The 22,950-nt window shown below is 39.0% G+C and carries 25 protein-coding genes, 1 pseudogene and 1 riboswitch; of the genes and pseudogenes, 4 read left to right on the top strand and 22 right to left on the bottom strand.

The window, feature by feature from the left end:
- Nucleotides 1–37 precede the first annotated feature (37 nt).
- Together ACQKEZ_RS01245 and ACQKEZ_RS01240 are read right to left on the bottom strand one after the other, a co-directional pair.
- Nucleotides 38–190, bottom strand: a complete 153-nt coding sequence (locus ACQKEZ_RS01245) for a hypothetical protein (RefSeq protein ID WP_167331431.1) — start codon at nt 188–190, stop codon at nt 38–40.
- A gap of 98 nt (nt 191–288) precedes the next feature.
- Nucleotides 289–492, bottom strand: coding sequence for a helix-turn-helix domain-containing protein (locus tag ACQKEZ_RS01240; protein ID WP_034320821.1), 204 nt, complete (start codon nt 490–492; stop codon nt 289–291).
- Between the two features lie 156 nt (nt 493–648).
- Between ACQKEZ_RS01240 and ACQKEZ_RS01235 the strand changes: the two genes are divergently transcribed.
- Nucleotides 649–1,047: a helix-turn-helix domain-containing protein gene (locus tag ACQKEZ_RS01235; RefSeq protein ID WP_034320823.1), complete on the top strand. Its 399-nt coding sequence runs from the start codon at nt 649–651 to the stop codon at nt 1,045–1,047.
- Between the two features lie 197 nt (nt 1,048–1,244).
- Here the strand turns inward: ACQKEZ_RS01235 and ACQKEZ_RS01230 are convergent, their stop codons facing one another.
- Nucleotides 1,245–1,370 (bottom strand): hypothetical protein, encoded by a 126-nt coding sequence (locus tag ACQKEZ_RS01230; RefSeq protein WP_275574580.1) that lies wholly within the window; start codon nt 1,368–1,370, stop codon nt 1,245–1,247.
- Nucleotides 1,371–1,390: 20 nt separating this feature from the next.
- Entirely contained in the window at nt 1,391–2,485 is a 1,095-nt protein-coding gene (locus ACQKEZ_RS01225) for an AimR family lysis-lysogeny pheromone receptor (RefSeq protein WP_427298086.1), read from the bottom strand.
- A 433-nt stretch (nt 2,486–2,918) separates the two neighbouring features.
- On the opposite strand from ACQKEZ_RS01225, the gene ACQKEZ_RS01220 reads away from it, so the two are divergent.
- Entirely contained in the window at nt 2,919–3,197 is a 279-nt protein-coding gene (locus ACQKEZ_RS01220) for a hypothetical protein (RefSeq protein ID WP_427298085.1), read from the top strand.
- Between the two features lie 67 nt (nt 3,198–3,264).
- Here ACQKEZ_RS01220 and ACQKEZ_RS01215 read toward each other — a convergent pair whose 3' ends face one another.
- From ACQKEZ_RS01215 to ACQKEZ_RS01200, 4 genes and pseudogenes are all read right to left on the bottom strand, one after another.
- Nucleotides 3,265–3,456 (bottom strand): helix-turn-helix domain-containing protein, encoded by a 192-nt coding sequence (locus tag ACQKEZ_RS01215; RefSeq protein ID WP_427298083.1) that lies wholly within the window; start codon nt 3,454–3,456, stop codon nt 3,265–3,267.
- A 231-nt stretch (nt 3,457–3,687) separates the two neighbouring features.
- Nucleotides 3,688–4,286 (bottom strand): annotated as a pseudogene (locus ACQKEZ_RS01210) (NAD(P)H-dependent oxidoreductase).
- Nucleotides 4,211–4,393, bottom strand: a complete 183-nt coding sequence (locus tag ACQKEZ_RS01205) for a hypothetical protein (RefSeq protein ID WP_427298081.1) — start codon at nt 4,391–4,393, stop codon at nt 4,211–4,213. The pseudogene ACQKEZ_RS01210 and the gene ACQKEZ_RS01205 overlap by 76 nt, the downstream one beginning before the upstream one ends.
- Before the next feature lie 134 nt (nt 4,394–4,527).
- The gene (locus ACQKEZ_RS01200; RefSeq protein WP_427298079.1) at nt 4,528–5,250 is read right to left on the bottom strand and encodes a biotin--[acetyl-CoA-carboxylase] ligase; all 723 of its coding nucleotides are present in this window, start codon (nt 5,248–5,250) and stop codon (nt 4,528–4,530) included.
- Between the two features lie 652 nt (nt 5,251–5,902).
- Between ACQKEZ_RS01200 and ACQKEZ_RS01195 the strand changes: the two genes are divergently transcribed.
- Complete coding sequence (locus ACQKEZ_RS01195) at nt 5,903–6,640, top strand: AAA family ATPase (protein WP_427299281.1); 738 nt, start codon at nt 5,903–5,905, stop codon at nt 6,638–6,640.
- Between the two features lie 180 nt (nt 6,641–6,820).
- On the opposite strand, the gene ACQKEZ_RS01190 is transcribed toward ACQKEZ_RS01195, so the two are convergent.
- The 4 genes from ACQKEZ_RS01190 to ACQKEZ_RS01175 all read right to left on the bottom strand — a co-directional run bounded on the left by ACQKEZ_RS01190 (nt 6,821) and on the right by ACQKEZ_RS01175 (nt 10,566).
- The gene (locus tag ACQKEZ_RS01190) at nt 6,821–7,279 is read right to left on the bottom strand and encodes an acyl-CoA thioesterase (RefSeq protein ID WP_427298077.1); all 459 of its coding nucleotides are present in this window, start codon (nt 7,277–7,279) and stop codon (nt 6,821–6,823) included.
- Between the two features lie 114 nt (nt 7,280–7,393).
- Complete coding sequence (gene sdhB, locus ACQKEZ_RS01185) at nt 7,394–8,158, bottom strand: succinate dehydrogenase iron-sulfur subunit (protein WP_427298075.1); 765 nt, start codon at nt 8,156–8,158, stop codon at nt 7,394–7,396.
- 1 nt (nt 8,159) lies between these two features.
- Complete coding sequence (gene sdhA / locus ACQKEZ_RS01180; protein WP_427298074.1) at nt 8,160–9,920, bottom strand: succinate dehydrogenase flavoprotein subunit; 1,761 nt, start codon at nt 9,918–9,920, stop codon at nt 8,160–8,162.
- A gap of 37 nt (nt 9,921–9,957) precedes the next feature.
- On the bottom strand, nt 9,958–10,566 hold the full coding sequence (locus ACQKEZ_RS01175) for a succinate dehydrogenase cytochrome b558 subunit (protein ID WP_427298072.1): 609 nt from the start codon (nt 10,564–10,566) through the stop codon (nt 9,958–9,960).
- Between the two features lie 284 nt (nt 10,567–10,850).
- Between ACQKEZ_RS01175 and ACQKEZ_RS01170 the strand changes: the two genes are divergently transcribed.
- Nucleotides 10,851–11,294, top strand: a complete 444-nt coding sequence (locus tag ACQKEZ_RS01170; protein WP_427298070.1) for a YslB family protein — start codon at nt 10,851–10,853, stop codon at nt 11,292–11,294.
- 293 nt (nt 11,295–11,587) lie between these two features.
- Here ACQKEZ_RS01170 and ACQKEZ_RS01165 read toward each other — a convergent pair whose 3' ends face one another.
- From ACQKEZ_RS01165 to ACQKEZ_RS01120, 10 genes are all read right to left on the bottom strand, one after another.
- Nucleotides 11,588–12,823, bottom strand: a complete 1,236-nt coding sequence (locus tag ACQKEZ_RS01165) for an aspartate kinase (RefSeq protein ID WP_427298068.1) — start codon at nt 12,821–12,823, stop codon at nt 11,588–11,590.
- Nucleotides 12,824–12,958: 135 nt separating this feature from the next.
- Nucleotides 12,959–13,135, bottom strand: a riboswitch (Lysine riboswitch).
- Nucleotides 13,136–13,196: 61 nt separating this feature from the next.
- The gene (gene uvrC, locus ACQKEZ_RS01160) at nt 13,197–14,969 is read right to left on the bottom strand and encodes an excinuclease ABC subunit UvrC (protein ID WP_427298066.1); all 1,773 of its coding nucleotides are present in this window, start codon (nt 14,967–14,969) and stop codon (nt 13,197–13,199) included.
- A 176-nt stretch (nt 14,970–15,145) separates the two neighbouring features.
- On the bottom strand, nt 15,146–15,460 hold the full coding sequence (trxA, locus tag ACQKEZ_RS01155) for a thioredoxin (RefSeq protein ID WP_427298064.1): 315 nt from the start codon (nt 15,458–15,460) through the stop codon (nt 15,146–15,148).
- Nucleotides 15,461–15,702: 242 nt separating this feature from the next.
- Entirely contained in the window at nt 15,703–17,181 is a 1,479-nt protein-coding gene (locus ACQKEZ_RS01150; RefSeq protein WP_427298062.1) for an alpha-N-arabinofuranosidase, read from the bottom strand.
- A 74-nt stretch (nt 17,182–17,255) separates the two neighbouring features.
- Nucleotides 17,256–18,233 carry an electron transfer flavoprotein subunit alpha/FixB family protein gene (locus ACQKEZ_RS01145; protein ID WP_427298060.1) on the bottom strand — a complete coding sequence of 326 codons (978 nt, stop codon included), beginning with the start codon at nt 18,231–18,233 and terminating at the stop codon, nt 17,256–17,258.
- Nucleotides 18,234–18,276: 43 nt separating this feature from the next.
- On the bottom strand, nt 18,277–19,050 hold the full coding sequence (locus tag ACQKEZ_RS01140; protein ID WP_427298058.1) for an electron transfer flavoprotein subunit beta/FixA family protein: 774 nt from the start codon (nt 19,048–19,050) through the stop codon (nt 18,277–18,279).
- A gap of 30 nt (nt 19,051–19,080) precedes the next feature.
- Nucleotides 19,081–19,860, bottom strand: coding sequence for an enoyl-CoA hydratase (locus ACQKEZ_RS01135; RefSeq protein ID WP_427298056.1), 780 nt, complete (start codon nt 19,858–19,860; stop codon nt 19,081–19,083).
- A 25-nt stretch (nt 19,861–19,885) separates the two neighbouring features.
- Nucleotides 19,886–20,470, bottom strand: coding sequence for a TetR/AcrR family transcriptional regulator (locus ACQKEZ_RS01130; RefSeq protein ID WP_427298054.1), 585 nt, complete (start codon nt 20,468–20,470; stop codon nt 19,886–19,888).
- Between the two features lie 167 nt (nt 20,471–20,637).
- Nucleotides 20,638–22,356: an AMP-binding protein gene (locus tag ACQKEZ_RS01125; RefSeq protein ID WP_427298052.1), complete on the bottom strand. Its 1,719-nt coding sequence runs from the start codon at nt 22,354–22,356 to the stop codon at nt 20,638–20,640.
- 121 nt (nt 22,357–22,477) lie between these two features.
- A complete protein-coding gene (locus ACQKEZ_RS01120; RefSeq protein WP_427298050.1) occupies nt 22,478–22,948 on the bottom strand; it encodes an Imm63 family immunity protein in 471 nt (156 codons plus the stop codon).
- Nucleotides 22,949–22,950 lie beyond the last annotated feature (2 nt).

Here is a 22,950-nt window from a genome sequence, read left to right as displayed (position 1 = left end):
TAAAGCTTGTCCTTCAAAAAAAGGTGAAACAAAAGTTTCAAGCCTCTTTAGTTTTTTTGTTCTTTTCTTTTTTTACTGGTGTGTAATAAGGCGCCACAGCCTCGGTAAAAAGTTTTTCCCTGTCTTCTGTGCCAAAGAATACTTCTCCGAGAAACAAATTGCTTTTTCTCTTTTTCTTTTTCTTAGCCATAAAGATCACCTCGAAACATATTATGCAATGTGGACAGTAGGACTACCCATCAAATTTGAATATTAAAACTCCAATCATCATTCCTGACAGGTATTAAATTATCCGAAAAAAAGCTTGGCTTTTATGCCAACTTGTTCTGAAATTCTCTCTAAGCTTTTAAAAGTAGGAGAAATTTTTCCGTTTTCTAGTCTCGATATATAAGAACCCGTAAACCCCATCTCTTCTGCGAATTCTTCTTGAGAAAGACCACTCTCTTTTCTTTTCATTTTCAACATTTTAGCTAGTTCATTAAGATCAATCACACAGCACCTCCTGATATTCCTGTCAGGAATGAATATACCACACAGGAATATTAATGGCAAGTCTTTTCCAAAAGAAATATTCCCGTCTGGAAAGTCAGTATGCTATAATTATTATGTAATTTTGGTTAAACTGTTACGATCAAAGGTGGTTTTAAAATGGAGAATAGAAAAATCGGTTTTGCTGTAAAGCGTCTACGTTTAAAAAAGAAGAAAACTGTAGAAGATGCAGCTAAGGAAATTGGTATATCTCAAAGCTATTTATCTAGAATTGAGAATAACTCACAAATTCCCTCCGTTAAAGTTATAAATAAAATAGCAGATTATTTTGATGTACATAGTTCATATTTATTTTTTGATGAAGAAAGCATAAATAGCTTTACTGAAAAAGAGAACGAATTAATCTCAAGCAAACATATTAATATAAATGACCTTGAAAAATTAAACATTGTTCATGATAACGGCTCTAAAATCACAAAAGAAGAAATTAATTATGTAATTGATCGCCTAAAGGAACTAAGAGAATTAAGAGAAAATTATTTAAAAGGAAAAGAATAATTTATTTTTTTTTGCTTTCTTCTTCAAGTTTCTTTATTTTAGATATTTCTCTCTCTATTTTTTCAATAAGTTGTTCGTAACTAGACAATATACTTTCCCCCTAATTTAACTAGTGTTTCCTGTTTTGTTGTTTTCCCAAAACAGGAAACACCTCTTTAAAACACGAAAGACGATACCATTTCTGGTAACGTCTTTTTTTACATCCCTACTCTTACTTCTTTTGTTTGAAAAATCATTTCTTTTTCACTCGTCATATCAGCGCCCTTCACTCCGGCTGGTAAAAGAAAAATTGTTATTATAAATAAGCTAGTTAATACTTTCATACTTTCACCTCCCTTGACCTTTAAAGTGTAAGATCTAAATCCATTTTTTTCAACTGGATTTTCGGGATATTAGCTCTAAAGTAATCACGCTGTTCAGAGAAAAAGTGTAAACATAATAAAATTTTATCTGTCCTTACCTCTCTAATTCCATCAAATAAATATGCATAGGGGCGTAAGGATTTATCTAAGTAATACAGATTAAGTGAACTGCCTTCACTTAGAAGCTGTGTGAAATGTGTAACATTATAATCTTCATCAATTTTTTTACACCAGTAATATTGAAGAATAGCAATCTCTTCTTTATTTTGGATAACTTCTTCTTCTCTCTCTGGAAACTCTTCATATAATTTCAAAAGTTGCTTGTAGTAATTTAGTGATTTCTTATACGACTCAAAAAAATAGGATAGGCCAAGTAAATATGTTGCGGTCATGACATGGCTTTTGCTAATACCTGTTTTCATTAAAGACATTGCAGAATCTCTTGCTTTTTCAATATTATTTTCTTGTTTCAGGTACGTGTTTGCAAGAATTTCATCAATTCTCGCTTTAAAGCTCTTCTTTAGAAATGGATCATTAATTCCTTTTAAAAATTCCTTGGCTCTATCAATTGAATACAAACTTAAATCGTACTTCCCGATATTGTAATAGACATATGATTCAAATATTTCAAGTAATGTTTTACCTTCTATAGTTTTTGCTTTAAGATTGTTTAATGCTTTTTGGTGTTCAAGCGGTTTAAATGATTCTCTAAAGTTCAAAGCAAAGCGGTAAGCATTACAAGCGTCTGGTGCTACAGAAGAATAATTATCAATAATATATCTTATTTCATTAAACATCTGATTGGTGTAATAATATTCCAAAGCGCTATAAATGTATTTCTTATCGAAGCCACTTTTAGAGTATTCTTTCATCAATTGTTTTTCTTCACTAGGTGAAATTTCCCTTACTGTTTCTATGACCATCCAAAAAGCTATTTCTTTTCCCGAAAAAAATTTACTCATATAACCTTTTGTAATCCCGATCGCTTTGGCGATACTATTTTGGGATTTCTCCATTTTATCCAGGTGTTTTTTCAGAACGTCTCTTATATCATCATTTTTAACTGTACTGTGCATATGCTCACCTTTCAAAATCAATTTAGCACTCTAAAGTCGAAAATGCTGTCACAAAATGTCGAATAAGTATGAATTTTTAATCTAAAATTAAAAACAATCCTTTTCTGTTAATTCAATTATAATCCTTTTAAGGTTTATATTAACATATGACTTTTGGAGGATTCATATGCTGCGAGCTTTATTTGTAAATATGAGTAGGATTATTAGCAAGTAATTTCCAACATGATATAATTATTGTTATTGATTAAGTGTTATTAAATTGAGGTGTCTTTATCTAATGGATTATAAAAAAAACGAACTAATCGGAATAAACTTAAACAGACTAAGAAACAAGCAAAAACCTAAACTATCAATAAGACGTCTCGCTGAAGAAGTTGGTTTGAGTAATGGATATTTATAAAAGCTTGAAACCGGTAAGATTAAAGGTCCGTCTTTGGAAGCCATGATGAAACTTTCGGATTTTTTCAATGTGGATCCCAGCTTTTTTATTACCGATCCTAGAGATATTGATAACAAAGGCAAAGATGTAGAGACGAATCGAGTTTATGCGAATGAACTAACTCTTGATAATATCAAAAATATTAACATTATAGATGCTGATGGAAACCCATTGACAGATGATGAACGAAACTTCATGCTTGATGCATTAAAGAATTATAGAGCCTCTAAGGCTAAATTCTTCACAAAGAATGTTTCGTCGGATGACGATTGATTTTAAGCTTCTCTTGTAATTACTTCTAGATTTCTTTCCCCTTCCTCTAAGAACGTTGTTTCTACACTTATCCAAGGAATTTTATTATGCGTTTGCAAAAGGTATGCTTAGCATTCGAAATATGATTCCGAACAGTCTTTTCGCTAATAAAAAGCTCGTTAGCAATTTCTTTTGTCGTTTTATCTTGGACGAGCAATTCAAATACTTCTCTTTCTCTTTTCGTTAATAGCGGCTTGGATTGAAACTCTTTCTCCTTCAAGTATTGTAACCCTCCTTGCTAAGGTGAGAGCTCTAGTCTCTATAGAATGGGATTCTGTATAGTCGAGATATCATATGCCGGTTGCGCTAGGTCGGTGACGTTTAAATATTGAAAACCTGTATTACCACGTCCATTTTTTTATAAAGAGAAATTGTTGTCGTAACCGTTTTCTTGAAGAAATCTGCATATCAAAAAAACGACCCTTTTTCAAGGAACCGTCTTTTTTTAACATTATTGTGCTGGGAAGTGGCGACCTACCGTCTCTTCTACCTGCTTCAGCATTTGTTGATATACCTCTGCATCTACACGTCCGATGCTGCCAAAGAAGAGATGATCTACAGCTTCGATACCAGTAAAATCAAAAATCCCGACATCTGATGTCATTTTCAAAGCTGTTGTCATGCCGATTTCATCGTAAATTTCATGAGGTGTACCATGTGTGTTGATTATGAATCCTTTTTTTTCAGCTAATAACTTTACAATACCTTGTTCATTCGCTTCATAGGCAAAGCCAAACGCGAAAACTCTGTCCACATAGCCTTTGGTGATTGCTGGAAGACCTGTCCACCAAATCGGATAAATAAAAGTAATGACATCTGCTTCAGAAATATATTTTTGTTCTTCTTGGATGTCTGTAGGCGTGTTTTAATTGATACAAGGTCTGCTGGTGAAAGGACAGGATCAAAGCAAAGCCCATATAAATCACGTACGACGACTTCATGTCCATTTTTTACTAGTGCCTTGACTGTTGATTCTAAAATACCTCGGTTAAGGCTGTCATTCCTGGGCTCAGTTGGATAACAATTAGCAAATAAATATATGTTGGTGATAAATCTGTCTCTTTAGACGCATCTTCTGCCATTTTCGTCATATATCGTGCAAAACGGTTTGATGTATAAAATAAACATAAAGATAAAATGGAATCATCTATCTTCATCGTCAAAATCCTTCCTTGTCTTAGATTAATGCTGAAGGTTCATTAGATCAGATTCACATCGTTTTGCCAGTTCCAGTGACATGTAAAAAAGCAGACAGTCTTCAGCTCTACCTCTACTGACGTCTGTTTTTTTATCATGAGTCGTATTTAGGCGCATCTATATCTCCTGCGGAATGGGCCTCGGTGCTTCCGTCCTCACCTTTCAACAATAGGTAACCAAAGCGGTTGACTCCGAAGCAAATACCCGTTTTCCAATTTTCTTTCTCTCGATCTAAGGCGATACGAATGTTTTTGTTGATGTTATATAATCGCTTATTGTAGAGAGGAACAAGTGCTTCAAATCCTTCATTTTCCCAGCGCCGATGATACTTTTCAAGCGCATTTGTTAGTTGTAGCACAAGTTGCTCTGTATCTACAACGGTTAATTCCGATAAACAAACGGTCTCATATGGAACATGTTCAGGCTTTGTCGCCACATTGATACCAATGCCAATATAAATGGTTTGACGATCCGCCTCAATCAGTGTGCCTGACACCTTCGCTCCATTAATTAAGATGTCGTTTGGCCATTTAATAGCAAGATGATGTTCTTCTCCCACAAATGGCTTGACGACATCGTAAATGGCGAGCCCAGTCATGGGCGCAATGGTTGATTGAGTGGAAATGTTACTAGGAGGTTTGATTGTGATGGTGAGCGCTACGTTTCCAGTAGGCGTTTCCCACGGTCTTCCTAGCCTGCCTCTGCCAGATGTTTGTTTTTTGGAAAAGACCGCAAATGGAGGTTTTTCACCTTTCTGGATGAGCCTTTTTGCTTCATTGTTTGTACTATCAATGGTTTCATATCGAAAAATATCCATGTGTTCTCCTTTAAATCGATCTTGTCTGTGCCATTATTATAGCAAATGAAGATTCATTCTCCCTAGTTTTTGCAACATTTTGCTCCCTTGAATGATATATATCCCCGGGCCAAAAACTCCTAGCTCCTTCGAATCCTTACCTTCCATAAAATCCTCCTCAATTATGGTAATACACGCTATAAAAACACAAAAAAAGTTAACAAAACCTTTTTTATCTAAAAAATCCTTTAATTACATAATACAAAAACCCAGTTTTTTAGTTGGGCTATAGAACATCCTATATACTCTTTTTCTTTCGCACCTTTATAATAGGGGAAAACGCTATATACAATACGGTTAATAGAAAATAGAAGAAAAAAAGAAATCAATAGAAAAACTAAGGTTTTATCCCTCTCGTAAATTAAATCACTACACACATCAATACTTGAACTCCTTAGATCAAGGCGGAATTTGCCTGAATATGAAGATCGGGTTGAAAAAAGACTTCCCCGAAGTGTGATTATGTTAACCAGATCTCGGCAACCCCCTGGTAAATATTTATAGAACTGCTATAATCTTGTGCAAGAAGATAAACATAGATCCATTTCGCAACTAAAATTAGAACTGTGATTTCATTGACGTTTACATACTTAAAAGCAAGAGGTGAGCAATTATAGCTTTACAAAAAATAACTTTCCTTAAAGAAAAAGTGAATTCCTATAATGAATATCCTTTTTGTGTTCCGATAATAAAAAATTTAGATGAACTCAAAATCACAAACAATGTAACATTTTTTGTTGGTGAGAACGGATCAGGTAAGTCAACTTTACTAGAGTCTATTGCAGATAGTTGTGGTTTTAATATAAATGGTGGTGGCCGAAATAATCTATATACTAATAATGTAGATGAAACTACACTAGGTTCCTATTTGCGTTTATCCTGGCGACCCAAAATAACAAATGGTTTCTTTTTAAGAGCTGAATCTTTCTATAACTTCGCTTCATATTTAGATACTTTAAATCAAGAAAGCGGGGAAGATATTTATGCTCCCTACGGAGGCACATCATTGCATAAGCAATCTCACGGAGAATCTTTTTTATCTTTATTTAATAATCGTTTTAACGGAAAAAGTGCTCTTTATTTACTTGATGAACCAGAATCTCCACTTTCTCCAGCAAGGCAGTTAGGATTATTGAAGATTATTCACGACCTTTCTACAAAGAATAACTCGCAATTTATAATAGCTACCCACTCTCCAATTTTGTTAGGGTATCCTGAGGCAACGATTTTAAATTTTGATGGAAAGAAAATAGAGAAAATACGCTATGAAATGACTGAGCACTATCAAATCACCAAATATTTTTTAGAAAACCGTACAGCTATGTTAGATCATTTGTTAAAGGAGGATTGAATTTTCTAAAGTCTTCCGCAGCACTAATTTACGCCCATTATAGATGGAAAGGTGCCTCGTCTATTGGAATAATCTTTGGTGTTATCGCCATGCTATATTTTTTTACAGTTTCATACAACACTTAGCTTTTATATCAGTTTTTGTGTATGATACCGAAAAACCCCCTTTTAATGGATTTTTCTAATGTCTCTGCTTGAGGAATGTCTTTTTTTCTTCTTCTGTAAAAGCCACTGGGGCGTCTGTGGTTTTACTGATTTGAACCATTGTTACGCAACCAGTAAAGCATGGTTCTTGCTTTTCATTCTCGCCTAAATAGTGAAGAACAATGGAACTTGATCCTACTTTTTCTGGCTTCACATAGACACGAAGTCTCTCACCGATTTCCACCTGCTTAATATAATCGCATTGCAAGTTAGCGACGACCGTCATCGTGTCTTTTAATGTCTTCATTCTTTGATCAACGAGACCCGTTTTTTGAAAGAAAGCGATTCTTGCTTCTTCAAAATAAACAAATGGGGTTACATTGTTCATATGTCCAAACATATCTGTTTCTGAAAAGCGGACGGTCGTTTCTACGTAAAAGCGAAATGAAGCACACCACTCTTCAAATGGTTCACCAATATATGCAGGAATTTTCATTTCAACAGCTCCTTTTATAAAAAAGGCGCCTCTCCCAAATGGAAGAGGCGCCTTTTTTTCACTTCAGCCTCTTTTATATCTCGGTGCTAGGCAAAAGAAGACTGAATGGGTTCGTTATTCTGCGTGATCGCTTCCGAAGAAATTACGGAATGCTTGGAATGTTGTATCTCTATTAAGTGCTGCAATTGAAGTTGTAAGCGGGATACCTTTCGGGCAAGCCTGTACACAGTTTTGTGAGTTACCACAGTTCGCAAGACCACCATCATCCATAATGGCATCAAGACGGTCTGATTTATTCATGGCACCTGTCGGATGTGCGTTAAATAATCGAACTTGTGATAATGGGGCTGGACCCATAAAGGTAGATTTATCATTCACGTTCGGACATGCTTCAAGGCATACCCCACATGTCATGCACTTTGAAAGCTCATATGCCCATTGACGCTTTTTCTCCGGCATTCTTGGACCAGGTCCGAGATCATAAGTTCCGTCGATTGGCACCCATGCCTTTACTTTTTTCAAGGAATCAAACATACGGGTTCTATCAACTTGCAAATCTCGCACAACAGGGAATGTCTTCATCGGCTGAAGGCGGATTGGATGCTCCAATTTATCAATCAGCGCTGTACAAGATTGGCGTGGTTTTCCATTGATGACCATAGAACATGCACCACATACTTCTTCTAGACAGTTCATATCCCAGTTGATCGCTGTTGTTTTTTCCCCTTTTTTGTTGACCGGATTACGTCTGATTTCCATTAAAGCAGAAATAACGTTCATATTCGGACGATATGGAATCTCGAATTCTTCTTCATATGGTTGTGAGTCTGCTGTATCCTGACGTGTGATGATTAAACGGATTGTTTTGTTTTCGCTCATCTTATTTCTCCACCTTTTTCTTCGAGTAATCTCGTTTACGAGGTGCAATCAACGATACATCAACGTCCTCATAGTGGAAGGCCGGTTTTTCACTTTTACCTTTAAATGTTGTCATCGTTGTTTTAAGGAATTCTTCATCATTTCTTTCAGGGAATTCCGGCTTATAATGTGCGCCTCGGCTCTCATTACGATTATATGCTCCAATTGTAATCACTCTTGCTAGCTGAAGCATGTTGTCTAACTGGCGAGTAAAGGCAGCCCCTTGGTTGCTCCAAGATGTTGTGTCGTTCATATTGATTTTCTTAAAGCGCTCCATGAGCTCTTGAATCTTCTCATCTGTCTTCAATAGCTTGTCATTGTAGCGGACAACTGTAACGTTGTCTGTCATCCATTCACCAAGCTCTTTATGAAGCACGTACGCATTTTCTGTTCCGTCCATGCCAAGAATGTGATCCCACTTCTCTTGCTCATTTTTTACCGCACCTTCATAAAGAGTAGAAGATAAATCCTCAGCAGACTTTTCAAGACCGTTAATGTATTTCACAGCGTTTGGTCCTGCTACCATTCCGCCGTAAATTGCAGAAAGCAGTGAGTTCGCTCCAAGTCTGTTTCCTCCATGCATAGAGTAGTCACATTCTCCAGCTGCGAATAATCCTTTGATATTCGTCATCTGATCATAATCTACCCATAGACCACCCATGGAATAGTGAACAGCTGGGAAAATTTTCATCGGAAGCTTACGTGGGTCATCACCCATGAATTTTTCATAGATTTCGATAATACCGCCTAGCTTAATATCAAGCTCTTTCGGATCTTTGTGAGAAAGGTCAAGATATACCATGTTCTCACCGTTAATACCGAGCTTTTGTTCAACACATACGTCGAAAATCTCACGTGTTGCAATATCACGCGGAACAAGGTTTCCGTATGCTGGATATTTTTCTTCAAGGAAGTACCAAGGCTTCCCGTCTTTATACGTCCAAACACGTCCACCTTCACCACGAGCTGACTCACTCATCAGACGAAGCTTATCATCTCCTGGGATCGCTGTCGGGTGAATTTGAATGAATTCACCGTTTGCGTAATATGCGCCTTGTTGATAAACGATTGATGCGGCAGAGCCTGTATTAATCATCGAGTTGGTTGATTTTCCAAAGACAATTCCAGGTCCCCCCGTTGCCATGATGACCGCATCAGAGCGGAAAGATTCAATTTCCATTGTTGTGAGGTTTTGTGCAACAATTCCTCGACATACTTCTTCGTCATCAAGCACTGCTCCAAGGAATTCCCAGCCTTCGTACTTTGTTACAAGCCCCGCTACTTCATAGCGACGAACTTGTTCATCAAGTGCATAAAGTAACTGTTGACCTGTTGTAGCTCCAGCAAATGCTGTTCTATGATGCTGTGTTCCCCCGAAGCGACGGAAGTCCAATAATCCTTCTGGTGTTCTATTAAACATGACACCCATACGGTCAAGTAAGTGGATAATGGACGGCGCTGCTTCACACATTGCCTTGACTGGCGGCTGATTTGCTAAAAAGTCTCCACCATAAACAGAATCATCGAAATGCTCATAAGGTGAGTCCCCTTCACCTTTTGTATTCACTGCTCCGTTAATTCCGCCTTGTGCACAGACAGAATGTGAACGTTTCACAGGTACGATAGAAAATAGTTTAACAGCTGTTCCCGCTTCTGCTGCTTTAATGGTTGCCATGAGACCGGCTAAACCGCCCCCGACAACGATGATGCTTGAATTACTCATTGTAGCCCCTCTCCCTCTTCTACTAATCTATTTCCTCTTAAACAAAAGCGAAAATTGCTCTTAGCCCTACATATGAAAGCGCTATAAATACAGCTAATGTCACGTATGTAGAGATTCTCTGTGAGCGTGGTGAAACGGTAATTCCCCAACTGACAGCAAATGACCACAAACCATTAGCAAAGTGGAAAATGGTAGATAAAACGCCGACAATGTAGAAACCAAGCATGAATGGAGAGCTCAAAATATTCGCCATCATATCGTAGTTTACTTCAGCACCGAGCTGGGCTGCGATTCTTGTTTCCCATACATGCCAACTGATGAAAATCAAAGTGATGATACCAGTAACCCTTTGAACTCTAAATAGCCAGTTTCTTAAGTAACTGAAGCGAGACGTGTTGTTTTGTGCCGTAAAGGCTATGTACACCCCATAAACAGCATGATAGATTAATGGTAAAAAAATGATAAGTAGCTCAAGCGCATACCTAAATGGAAGTTGCTCCATAAAGTGTGCAGCTTTGTTAAACGCTTCCGGTCCTCTTGTAGCAAATTGGTTGACCACTAAGTGCTGTACTAAAAACAGGCCGACCGGAATGACGCCAAGCAAAGAATGCAATCTCCGATAAAAAAACTCTTTGTTCCCCGACATTACTTTACCCCCTAGTAAAAAAAGTGCAATTGCTTGAAAATTGTCTTACCCCCGCTTCTTTCAAATGTAAGCACTTTATTCAAATTTATTGACAATTTCATTTTACTCCTATGACAAAAAAGCGTCAAGAAACCGCGTACATAAATTAAAATTTTCCGAAATTTTAAAGTTTTAAATCAAAATTTGTTTTTTTACAATAAGAATTTCTTAGACTTATAGGGAAATCTCTGTTATCCTCTGCCCACATAAGCTATAATAAATTGTTGAAAGAGGGGAGCCCTAGAATGAATAAATTTGAATCTAACATAGAACAGCTAAAAGAAGTTGAAGTAAATGGTTTTGCCTACGAGTTGATACGTGAAGTCCTACTGCCCGATATCCTCGGTCAGGATCATTCGTCTATGATGTATTTTGCGGGAAAGATTCTTGCTCGTAAATTTCCTCTTGATTCATGGGAGAAAATCCCCGAATTTTTCCATGATGCAGGCTGGGGCACATTGACCATGGTCCGTTCAAAAAAGCAGGAAATTGAGTTTGAGCTCGAAGGCCCGCTCGTGTCGAATCGCCTTACCTATCAAAAAGAGCCTTGTTTTCAAATGGAGGCTGGCTTTATCGCCGAGCAAATCCAGTTACTCAACGAACACATTGCCGAATCATATGAACAAGTGAAAAAACGTGCTGGAAAAGTGATTTTAACCGTTAAATGGGACTTAAAAGACCCTAGTTAATACTGAATGAAAAGGCGAAGGCTCTCGATTAGTCGCGCCTTTTTCTATAGGCTATTCATTGTCAATTGCCTGTTCTCAGAAAAGCAGGTCGATCTGTTATCATCTCAATCATACCATATGTCGAATAAGCTGCATCAAAAGATGACAGTCTTCGATCATCTTCAGAAGGGTCTGCTACCTGAAAAAACCCACCCCAATGCGCTGAAGTAGATTTTCATGTTAATTTTTACTTTCTCGGTATTTACTGTTAAAAAGAGATGTGCATTTGATTCTCACATCTCTTTTTTGTTTATTTATGAATGGGTTGCCGCACTTACCTTCGACAGCTCAAATGCATCATGTAATGCTTCAACCGCTTTGACCATGTCATCTCCATGAACAACTGTTGATACTTTAATTTCAGAGGTGCTGACCATTTTGACTTGAATGTTTTTCTCAGCTAATACAGCAAACATTTCTGCTGCGACACCTGGATTAGAAACCATACCAGAGCCTACAATAGACACTTTTGCCAGCTTGTTCTCTGTTTCAATTTGCTCGTAGTTAAGCGCATGTTTGTACTCTTCTAATACCTCGACTGTACGGGAGAGGTCCTCCGTTTTCACAGAGAAGGAAATGGATGTTTTACTTGTGCTTGTCACAGATTGAATGATGATATCTACATTGATATTCTGTTTCGCTAGTGTTGTAAAGATTGTAGATAAGGTCGTTAAACCGCTAGAAAGCCCACAAACTGTCACACGTGTCATTTGATCTTCAAATGCAATACCTCTCACAACTAGATTTTGCTCCATTGATGATTCCTCCTCGATTAAAGTACCAGCTTCATTTTCAATACTTGAACGGACCTCTAATGGGACCTGATAGTTTTTCGCAAATTCGACAGCTCTTGGATGCAAAACACCTGCACCTAAATTGGCAAGCTCTAGCATTTCATCATATGAGATACCTGCAAGCTTTCGAGCAGAAGACACGTAGCGTGGATCTGTCGTAAACACTCCTGGTACATCTGTATAAATGTCACATTTATCTGCTTTTAGGGCTGCAGCAATGGCAACAGCGGTTGTGTCTGAGCCTCCGCGACCAAGCGTTGTAATATGTAAATCATCTGCAACCCCTTGGAAGCCTGCAACGACAACAACCTTCCCTTTGTCTAGTTCTGTTTGAATAGGCGTGTTATCAATATGAACGATTCGTGCATTGCCATGTACTTTTTCCGTTTTGATGCCAGCCTGCCAGCCTGTAAAGGAAATGGCTTCATATCCTTTTGCCTCTAGTGCCATTGCAAGTAAAGAAATGGTGACCTGTTCACCTGTTGTTAGCAGCATATCCATTTCCCGTTTGCTAGGCTCGTCTGTTAGCTCCTTTGCAAGATCCACCAGCGTATCTGTCGATTTCCCCATAGCTGAGACAACCACTACAACATCATGTCCAGCCTCTCTTTCTGCGATAACACGTTCAGCTACGTGACGAATTTTTTCTGTCGAACCAACGGATGTTCCTCCAAATTTTTGTACAATAAGACCCATTTATATCACCCTTTTTTAATGATCACGTGCGAGAGAAGAGATAAGAACCACCTGAGATCGCTCCTCATTGCATACAAAAAAGCAATGAGAGAACAAATCTCCCATTGCTTCAAAACAACCATCAATAGATGCCCACAATGAGATAGCCCTCCAAGAAAAGATTCTTGACAACCCTACATTTATTTAATGTAGGGCCAGCAAATAAAATGAGTGGATTTTATTTGCTTCGGCGACGCTCCCCTTTCAGCCATCTTCATTGATTCCATCCATCTCTGAAGGCCTACTATTGAAGTTCGCACCTCTATCTTCAACATACAACACGTACATTTATGAAATTAGTCACATCTTAACAAACTTTTTGGAAAAGCACAATCTATTTTTTCAAAGCCTCTACTAAAAGTTCCGCAGTTTGTCGTGGAATACCAATCTGTTGAAAGTCTTGAGCGGAGGCTTCCTTCATTTTTTTGACTGAGCCAAAGTTTTTCAAAAGCTGCTTTTTTCGCTGTTCACCGATTCCTGGCACTTCATCTAAAATAGACTGAAATGCATTTTTCCCTCGAAGCTGTCTATGGAAGCTGATTGCAAAACGGTGCACCTCGTCTTGTATACGCTGAAGTAAATAAAAGGCTTGGCTATTCCGTTCTAACATAATGGGCTCAAGTGGATCACCCATCATCAAATTAGATGTACGATGCTTTTCATCCTTTACGAGTCCTGCTACAGGAACAGATAGGTTCAGCTCATTTTCAAGGACGTCAATGGCTGCATTAATTTGTCCTTTTCCTCCATCAATAATAATTAAATCAGGTAGTGGAAGCTGTTCTTTGAGCACCCGCGAATAGCGTCTTCGTACAACCTCTCGCATTGATGCGTAGTCATCTGGCCCTGCAACTGTTTTAATTTTATACTTTCTGTACTCTTTCTTATATGGTTTGCCATCTTGAAACACAACCATAGCAGAGACAGGATTTGTCCCTTGAATGTTTGAGTTATCAAACGCTTCAATTCTGTAAGGTGTATAAATATTCAGTGCTTCACCAAGCCGCTCTACTGCTCCAATTGTCCGCTCTTCATCTCTTTCGATTAATGAAAATTTTTCTTTCAAAGCGATTTTTGCATTTTTATGAGCAAGCAAAAGTAAATCCTTTTTCTTGCCTTTTTTCGGTTGATGTACCGTCGTTTCAAGCAATTGTTCGATGAGCTCTTGATCCACACTGTCCGGTACAAGGATTTCTTTTGGGAGGAAATGATTGTTTTTTGAATAAAACTGTCCCATAAACGTCAAAAACTCATCCTCTGGATCTTGATACATAGGGAATAAACTGACCTCTCGCTCAATGAGCTTGCCCTGTCTAATAAAAAAGACTTGTACACACATCCAACCCTTATCGTAGGCATAGGCAAAGACATCTCTGTCTAATAGGTCGCTCATCGTCATTTTTTGTTTTTCCATCGTTGATTCAATATGCATAATTTGATCTCTGAATTCTTTAGCACGCTCAAATGCAAGATGTTCTGCGGCCTCTTGCATTTTCTCTGTTAATTCTTTTTTAATCTGCTGATGTCCGCCATTTAAGAAACGGCTAATCTCATCAACTAGCTGCTTGTTCGTTTCGTCAGAAATATCATATACACATGGCGCAAGGCATTGCCCGAGATGATAATAAAGACATACTCGGTCTGGCAGCTTCGCACATTTTCTTAGCGGATATAAGCGATCGAGCAATTTTTTTGTTTCTCTTGCTGCCTGCACGTTCGGGTAAGGTCCAAAATAACGACCTTTGTCTTTTTTTACTTTCCGGGTCACGATCAGCTTTGGATGTCGTTCGTTCGTAATTTTAATGAACGGGTACGTCTTGTCATCCTTCAGCATGACATTATATTTCGGATCATATTTTTTAATTAAATTCAGCTCTAAAATGAGTGCTTCAATATTAGAAGAGGTCACAATATATTCAAAATCCTCGATTTCACCAACGAGCCGCTGTGTTTTTGCATCATGCGAGCCTGTAAAGTAGGATCGTACTCGATTCTTTAAGATTTTGGCTTTACCGACATAGATTACGGTGTTTTGCCTATCCTTCATCAAGTAACAACCTGGTTGATCAGGCAAAACCGAGAGCTTTTCTTTGATTAGCTTATTCATGTTCTCATCCGTCCTTGTTTTCCTCTTTCACTCCTTCTAGTGTATCACGAACGTTTGTTTTATTCCATTCTGAAAAAGCGGTTCTCTCAAAAGAGAACCGCCAGCAAATCAGTAAAGGTAATGAAACAAAAAATGCCGATAAAATCAATGATTCGATTTTACCAGCACTGGACGTTTTATAGGTGTTTGTTTACAAGTTCAGCAAGTGCTTCTTTTGGCTTGAAGCCGACAGATGTTTCAACTACTTCTCCATCTTTTAAGACAAGTAAAGTTGGGATGCTCATCACGCCGTATTTACCAGCTGTTTCTTGGTTGTCATCTACATCGATTTTTACGATTTTCAATTGATCTCCCATCTCTTGATCAAGCTCTTCAAGAACAGGAGCAATCATTTTACAAGGTCCGCACCATGGTGCCCAGAAGTCTGCAATAACTACACCTTCTGCTGTTTCTTGTGAAAATGTTGCGTCAGTAGCTTTTACGATTGCCATTATTCATTCCTCCAATGTAAATTATGCTTTTTAGTATAGCACCTACTAATGCGACTTGCGAATGAAATGCTTGAAATTCATTTTTTATCTCATTGTCTTTAAAAGATGAACCTGATGATCGCCCCAATAACGACGATTGCACCAATGATCATGAGGATGGTTCTAAGCATTTTGAATAACTCCCTTTCAACTGTTTAACCATATGATGCCCTAACATTTTCTCAATCAAACGTGTCGATGTGCTATGAAATGTGGAGTGTCAACATAACAACTGACATTGGCGGAAGGTCAATGGTTATTTCGTCTTGTTTTACAGAGAATTGATGAAAGTCGGACGGTACAACCGTATGCGGGGCGTCAAATGTGTTGTGTGCATTCATTCGATCTGCTGTCAGGACTTTTCCAAATGATTTGGCTTCCTGGTATATCCCATCTATTTTCAATGACAGTGAAGCTCTCTCATGAGGGTGCAGATGACAAAAGCTAATGTGCACCTCGTTAGATGAACGTGATGCAGAGACGCTAACTTGCGGGATTTTTTCGCCATTACGTTCATAGGATGTGGAAACAAAATCAACCTCAAGCGCTTCTTCTTCTTGATGTACTTGGAACATATCAAATACATGGTAGCTAGGTGTTAAAATGGCCTTTTCATCCTTCGTTAACACCATTGCTTGTAGAACATTAATGGTTTGGGCAATGTTCGCCATATGAATTCGCTGACAGTGACGATGAAATATGTGAAAGTGGAGTGCACATACAAGTGCGTCTCTCATTGTGTTTTGTTGATATAAAACCCCTTGATTTGTATCAGGCTCAGGGTCATACCATGTACCCCATTCATCGATGATCATCCCAATTCTCTTTTTCGGATCATACTGATCCATTATCTTCTCATGTGAAACAATGATATGTTCCATTCCATATGTTTTTTTCATTGTCTCGAACCATTCAGTTTCATCGAATTGAATTGCCGAACCTTTTTTCTCCCAAGTACCTGGAATTGTATAATAGTGTAGACTGAGTCCATCCATAAATCCGGCAGCACGTTCCATTAATACCTTTGTCCAATTCACGTCATTCGAGTTGGCACCACAAGCTATTTTATAAATATTGTTTCCGGCGAATTGTCTGACATAGGTTTGATATTGCTTATACAAGTCTGCATAATATTCAGGTGTCATATTCCCCCCACAGCCCCAACTTTCATTACCAACTCCAAAATATTTCAACCGCCATGGCTCATGTTTTCCATTTTGGATGCGCCAATCTGACATCGGTGTCCCTTTAGGAAATGTGATGTATTCAACCCACTCAGCTAATTCTTGAACAGACCCGCTGCCTACGTTTCCACAAATATAAGGCTCACATTCAAGCAGCTCACACAATCTCATAAATTCATGTGTACCGAACTCATTTGATTCCACTTTACCTCCCCAGTGAGTATTCACCATCGGCTTTCGTTCGCTTTTAGTCCCTACCCCATTTGCCCAGTGATACTCATCAGCAAAACAACCACCTGGCCATCTAAGTACTGGGATATGTAGACTCTTAAGTGCTTGTAAAACGTCCGTTCGAATCCCATCTATGTTTGGAATAGATGAATCCTCTCCTACCCAGATCCCATCGTAAATCCCTCGCCCTAAATGCTCCTGAAAGTGCCCATAAATATGTTTAGAAATTCGTCCAATCACTTCATTCATTTTCACTATACCGTTCATCTGACAACCTCTCCTTTTTAATTGAAGACATACAAAAAAGCCCAGAATGCATAGGCATTCTGAGTGTATGAGAATTACGAGTGGATATTCATCTTTTTTAACTCTTCATTCAAAAGTGGCACGACTTCAAACAGATCTCCAACAATTCCATAATCAGCTATTTTGAAAATATCAGCTTCTGGGTCTTTATTAATTGCCACAATGATTTTACTGTTCGACATTCCTGCCAAATGCTGAATCGCACCAGAAATCCCACATGCGATATATAAATCAGGCGTTACGACTTTTCCAGTTTGGCCGATTTGCAGTGCATAATCACAATAATCAGCGTCACATGCTCCACGTGAGGCACCAACAGCCGCTCCTAATGTTTCTGCAAGCTCCTTGAGCGGTTCAAAGCCTTCCTTACTTTTCACTCCGCGGCCACCAGCGACGATCACCTTCGCTTCTGATAAATCCACGCCTTCCGATGTTTTCTTAATGACTTCTTTTACGGTCGTTCGAAGGTTTTGAATATCGACGGTAAGAGGTGTCACATTTCCAGTTCTCCCTTCATCTCTTTCTAAAGGAGCTATGTTGTTAGGACGTATGGTTGCCAATAACTGACGATCTGTAGACATCACTTTTTCAAAGGCTTTCCCAGAATAGATCGGTCTAGTGAATATTAAATGATTTCCGGTAACGCTTACATCAATTGCATCAGAAATCAATCCCGTTTGGAGACGTGCCGCTATTTTCGGTGATAAATCCTTTCCAAGCGAAGTATGACCGAATAATATAGCATCAGGATTGGTTTGGTCCAAAATGGCTTGAAGTGCTTGTGAAAACCCGTCTGACGTATAATACGCAAGGTGAGGGTGTTCAACAACCATGACATGATCTGCCCCATAATAAAGAAGTTCTGCCGCTTGATCTTTGACATCATCCCCAATTAATACACCAGTGACTTCGCCACCTTCTGCAACTGTCTTCGCTGCAGCAATCGCTTCAAATGTCACATTTCTTAATTTCCCATCACGACTTTCTCCAAGTACGACAACTTTTTTACTCATCTTATGTGCTCCCCCTTGTTCTCGTGATCTCTTAAGCTTTTATTTAGATGACTTTGGCTTCATTTCTCAATAAATCCGTTAGCTCCCTGACTTGATCTTGAAGTTCTCCCTCTAGCACTTTTCCACCTTCCTTTTTCTCAGGTAAAAAGCGTTCGATCGTTTTGATTTTATACGGAACATCGTCTTCATCAAGCGCTAAATCATCAAGCTCTATTTCCTCAAGAGGCTTCTTCTTCGCTTTCATAATACCTGGCAAAGAAGGATAGCGCGGTTCGTTTAGTCCTTGCTGGGCAGTTACAACGAGTGGGAGCTGAGTTGAGATGACTTCAATATCTCCTTCAGCATCACGTTCAATGAAAACTGTCTCTCCGTCGATTTTTATGTTCGTAATGGTCGTAACATAAGGGAAGTCTAGTAGCTCCGCTAATCGTGGTGCTACCTGTCCAGAGCCTCCATCAATGGCCACATTTCCTGCTAAGATCAGTGACACATCCTGATCCTTCAAATAGTGATATAAGATGGTGGATGCCGTGAATTGATCCCACTCTTCAAGGTCATCCTCTACGTTTAATAATACCGCTTTGTCACAACCCATCGCCAAAGCTGTTCTTAGCTGTTTTTCTGCATCTTCACCACCAACTGTAACAACTGTCACTTCACCGGAATGTTCATCGCGGAGCTGAATGGCTTCTTCTATGGCATATTCGTCGTAAGGATTAATAATGAATTCTGCACCATCTTCTTGAATTGCACCTGACTGGATAGCAATCTTTTCTTCTGTATCGAAAGTCCGCTTCATCAAAACAAATATATTCATCTGTTTATCCCCCTTGTGTCGTGCTTTCTATTATTCCCCTTTAAAATGCGGCTTGCGTTTTTCAATAAATGCTTGGATGCCTTCTTTCGCATCGCCCGATTGGAACACCTCACCAAATTTCTTGGCTTCCAGTTTCATTCCGCCATCATACGAATACACTTTACTTGCATTCAATAACTCAATGACATATTCAAGTGTTTTGGGACTCTTTTCAGCAAATTTGTTTGCCATTGTTTTGGCTGTCTCGAGCGCTTCTACCTCTGTTTCTACCAAGTTAGAAACAAGTCCAAATGCCGCTGCTTCTTCACCAGTAATTGGCTCTGCTGTTCCGATCATTTCAAGTGCTTTCGCTGTTCCAACATAGCGTGGTAAACGCTGCGTTCCTCCAAATCCTGGAATGATTCCAAGGTTCAATTCTGGCAAGCCTAACTTCGCATCCTTTGTGGCAATACGAATGTGGCAAGACATAGCAAGCTCTAATCCACCGCCTAATGCTGCACCGTGAATCGAAGCGATCACTGGTTTTAGAGACTGTTCAATCCGTTCAAACACTTGCTGCCCTCGGTCGGCAAGGCTAGCATAATCAGATTCCTCCTGTAGTGTTGTAAATTCTTTAATGTCTGCACCTGCTGAGAAAAATCTTCCTTCTCCGTGTATGATGACAGCTTTGATCTGAGGGTTCTGTTCCATTTGATCAAATGCTTCATCCAGCTCTGTGAGAAGCTGAGAAGATAATGCGTTTGCTGGCGGATTTTGAATCGTGATGATCGCCGTTTGTCCTTCTGTTTGAAGTGTTAGTATCTTTTCCATTTCAATCATCCTTTTTCAAATTGACTTAAGATTGATGTATCCCATTTAAAAGTAGATCATGTACATTTTCTGCAAGGGCTGGTAGGTCATACTTTTGATCGTTCATAACCCAAGTAGTTGCTGTTTCATCAATGGTTCCAAACACCATTTGTCTTGCGAGACGTACATCTAGGTTTTGTTTGAATTCCCTTGTCTTTTTTCCTTCAGTTAAAATGTAATCGAGCATATTTAAATACCCTTTCAGTACCTCGTTGATTTTTTGTCTCAGTTCAAGATTTGATTGCCTTAATTCAAGCTGTGTCACTAGTGCCAAATGATGATCATTGGCTAAAAGCCGAAAATGCTCCTGAATGAGCAATAGCAACTTCTCTGTGGCAGACGGCTTTTGTTTAATTTCCTCTTCCATCCGCTCAATGAATTGTCCCATTTTTTCTTTAAATAACGAAATGAGGATATCCTCTTTGTTTTTGAAATAAAGGTAGATCGTTCCGTCTGCCACCCCCGCTTGCTTGGCAATTTTCGAAACCTGTGACTGATGGTAGCCATTTTCTGCTATAACAACGACTGCTGCATCAATAATTTGCATATACTTTGGTCTTTTTTGCTTCAATGGGCTTCGTTCCTTTCTGAATTGAATGAGCATTCATTCATAAGTTTATGTTAAAAAGAAACGAGTGATTTGTCAAGTCACGTTCTGATTCTCTTGCACTTCTTAATCATAGCTTACATGAGAGATGCATTCAAATCATCCGGCCTTTTTTGACCGGATGATCTTGATTATTTGTCCACATGATCTAATGGGACTTCGGAATTTTGTTGCCATTTTTTCTTTTCTTCTTCAATTAAAACCCTACGCAAAATTTTCCCAACAGCCGTTTTTGGCAGTGACTCCTTGAATTCATATACACGAGGTACTTTAATCGACGAAATTCGCGTCCTGACAAAACGATCTAGCTCTTCTTCTGTCACAAAGGCATCCTTTTTTGGTACAACAAAGGCCTTTACGGTTTCTCCTCTGTATGGGTCAGGGATACCTGCAACAACTACTTCTTGTACGAGCTCATGTTCATACAACGCTTCTTCTACCTCACGCGGATAAATGTTGTAGCCCCCTGCGATAATGACATCCTTTTTACGATCAGCAATGTAGAAAAAGCCATCATCATCCATATATCCAATATCACCTGTAAAAAGCCACCCATCTTTTAATACAGCAGCCGTTTCCTCCGGCTGATTCCAATAGCCCTTCATGACTTGTGGCCCTTTGATAATGATTTCTCCATGCTCATAAGGTGCTTTAAACCCACCTGTTTCCTCACAGAAAATACCCGCATCTGTATTTGGCCATGGACAGCCGATGCTTCCTGCCTTATTTACTCCCCAGAGGAAGTTAGCATGTGTCACTGGTGATGTTTCCGATAGTCCATAGCCCTCCACAAGACGACCACCTGTGATTTTCTCAAAGGATTGTTTCACTTCTACCGGAAGTGCCGCTGATCCGCTGAGACAACTTGTAATGGAGGATAGATCATATTTTTCAAGGTCGGGATGATTCAGCAATGCAATGTACATTGTCGGTGCTCCTGGGAACAGGGTTGGTTTTTGTTTTTCAATTGTTTTTAATGTATCTGCTAGGTCAAAGCGAGGCAGTAAAATCATCTGATGCCCCTCTTTCACAGCGAGGTTTAAAACTGTTGTCATTCCGTACACATGAAAAAACGGGATGACACCTAAAATCCGTTCCTTGCCTCGTTCTGTTTTATACATCCATGCTGCACACATTTCAGTATTGGCTAAAATATTTCGGTGAGTGAGCATCACACCTTTAGGAAGGCCCGTCGTTCCCCCAGTGTATTGCAGAACGGCTACATCTTCCTTTGGATCAAATGGAATATGAGGTAGCGTCTTTGCCTCTGTCTCTTTCAACACATGTGTAAAAGAATGAATGGTTTCACTTTTTTCCACATCAATCAACAGTTTGTTTTTCCTTTTTTGAACAAGCGGAAAAAGGAAATTTTTCGGGAATGGTAAATAATCTTGAAGTTTTGTGATGATGAGGTGCTTCATATTTGTCAGCGCTTTCATTTTATAGGCCTTTGGATACAGGAGATCGAGGGTAATGAGCACCTTTGAACCGCTATCTTCAAGTTGAAATTCAAGTTCTCTCTCCGTATAAAGCGGATTCGTTTGCACGACAATACCACCTGCCATCAGAACAGCGTAATACGAAATGACCGATTGTGGACAATTCGGAAGCATGATTGCCACTCTGTCACCTTTTTGCAAACCAATACCCATCAAATAGTTTGCAAGCTTCAATGAGTCTTCGTATAACTGACGAAAAGTGACCTTCTTACCAATGAAATGAATTGCAGTGTGGTCAGGAATCGTCTCTGCGGAGTGGTTTAAATAAGATTGTAACGTTTCATTTGGAATTGTCAGTTCGTGGGGAATTTGTTTTGGGTAATGCAGAAACCATCGTTTATCTGACTGCATAAAAACCCTCCTTCCTGAACTTTCGTACTATTTTATTATAGCAAACTTTTATACAGGACTGTTTTGTTTTTTTCTGAAATTGCTTGGTTTAATTGCAGGTTTAAGGAGCTTAACAGTATGTTCACTTCGGGTCCGATGTCCTACTTTTAGAAGTTTCAATCATCGTTCTTCTACCCTCTTTATGCCACTTCTCATATTGACCACCAATTGCTCGAAAGGCATCATTTACGGCTTCAACGATTTCTTTGTGAATTCTTGGATCATTTGGAAAATGCGTATGGACTTGGTCAACTCCATAACATTTCATCATTCCTAGATACACTGTGATAAAAATGGTATCTTCTAATATCCAATAGATCACTTCTTCTGCATCATTTGTCCGTTTACGTAATACCTCAATGCCCCGTTCATACTGAAGGAGTATGTAACCACGGGCATCTATTTTGACATAAGGGCTCAAGTCTTCTAAGAGCCCAGCCTTTTGAAAAGGGCGCTTCATGTAACGGCGATATACGTCTTCATCAAGCGGCGTCTTTTTCAGGCATTCTAGAATTCGTTCAATGAGCTGATGAGCTTGTTTCACATTTGGCATAG

This window comes from Bacillus sp. NPDC077027 (genome assembly GCF_050269555.1).
Lineage (GTDB): Bacteria > Bacillota > Bacilli > Bacillales > Bacillaceae > Bacillus.
Note: the sequence above shows the minus strand (reverse complement) of the source record. Positions and strands in the feature narration are given on the sequence as shown.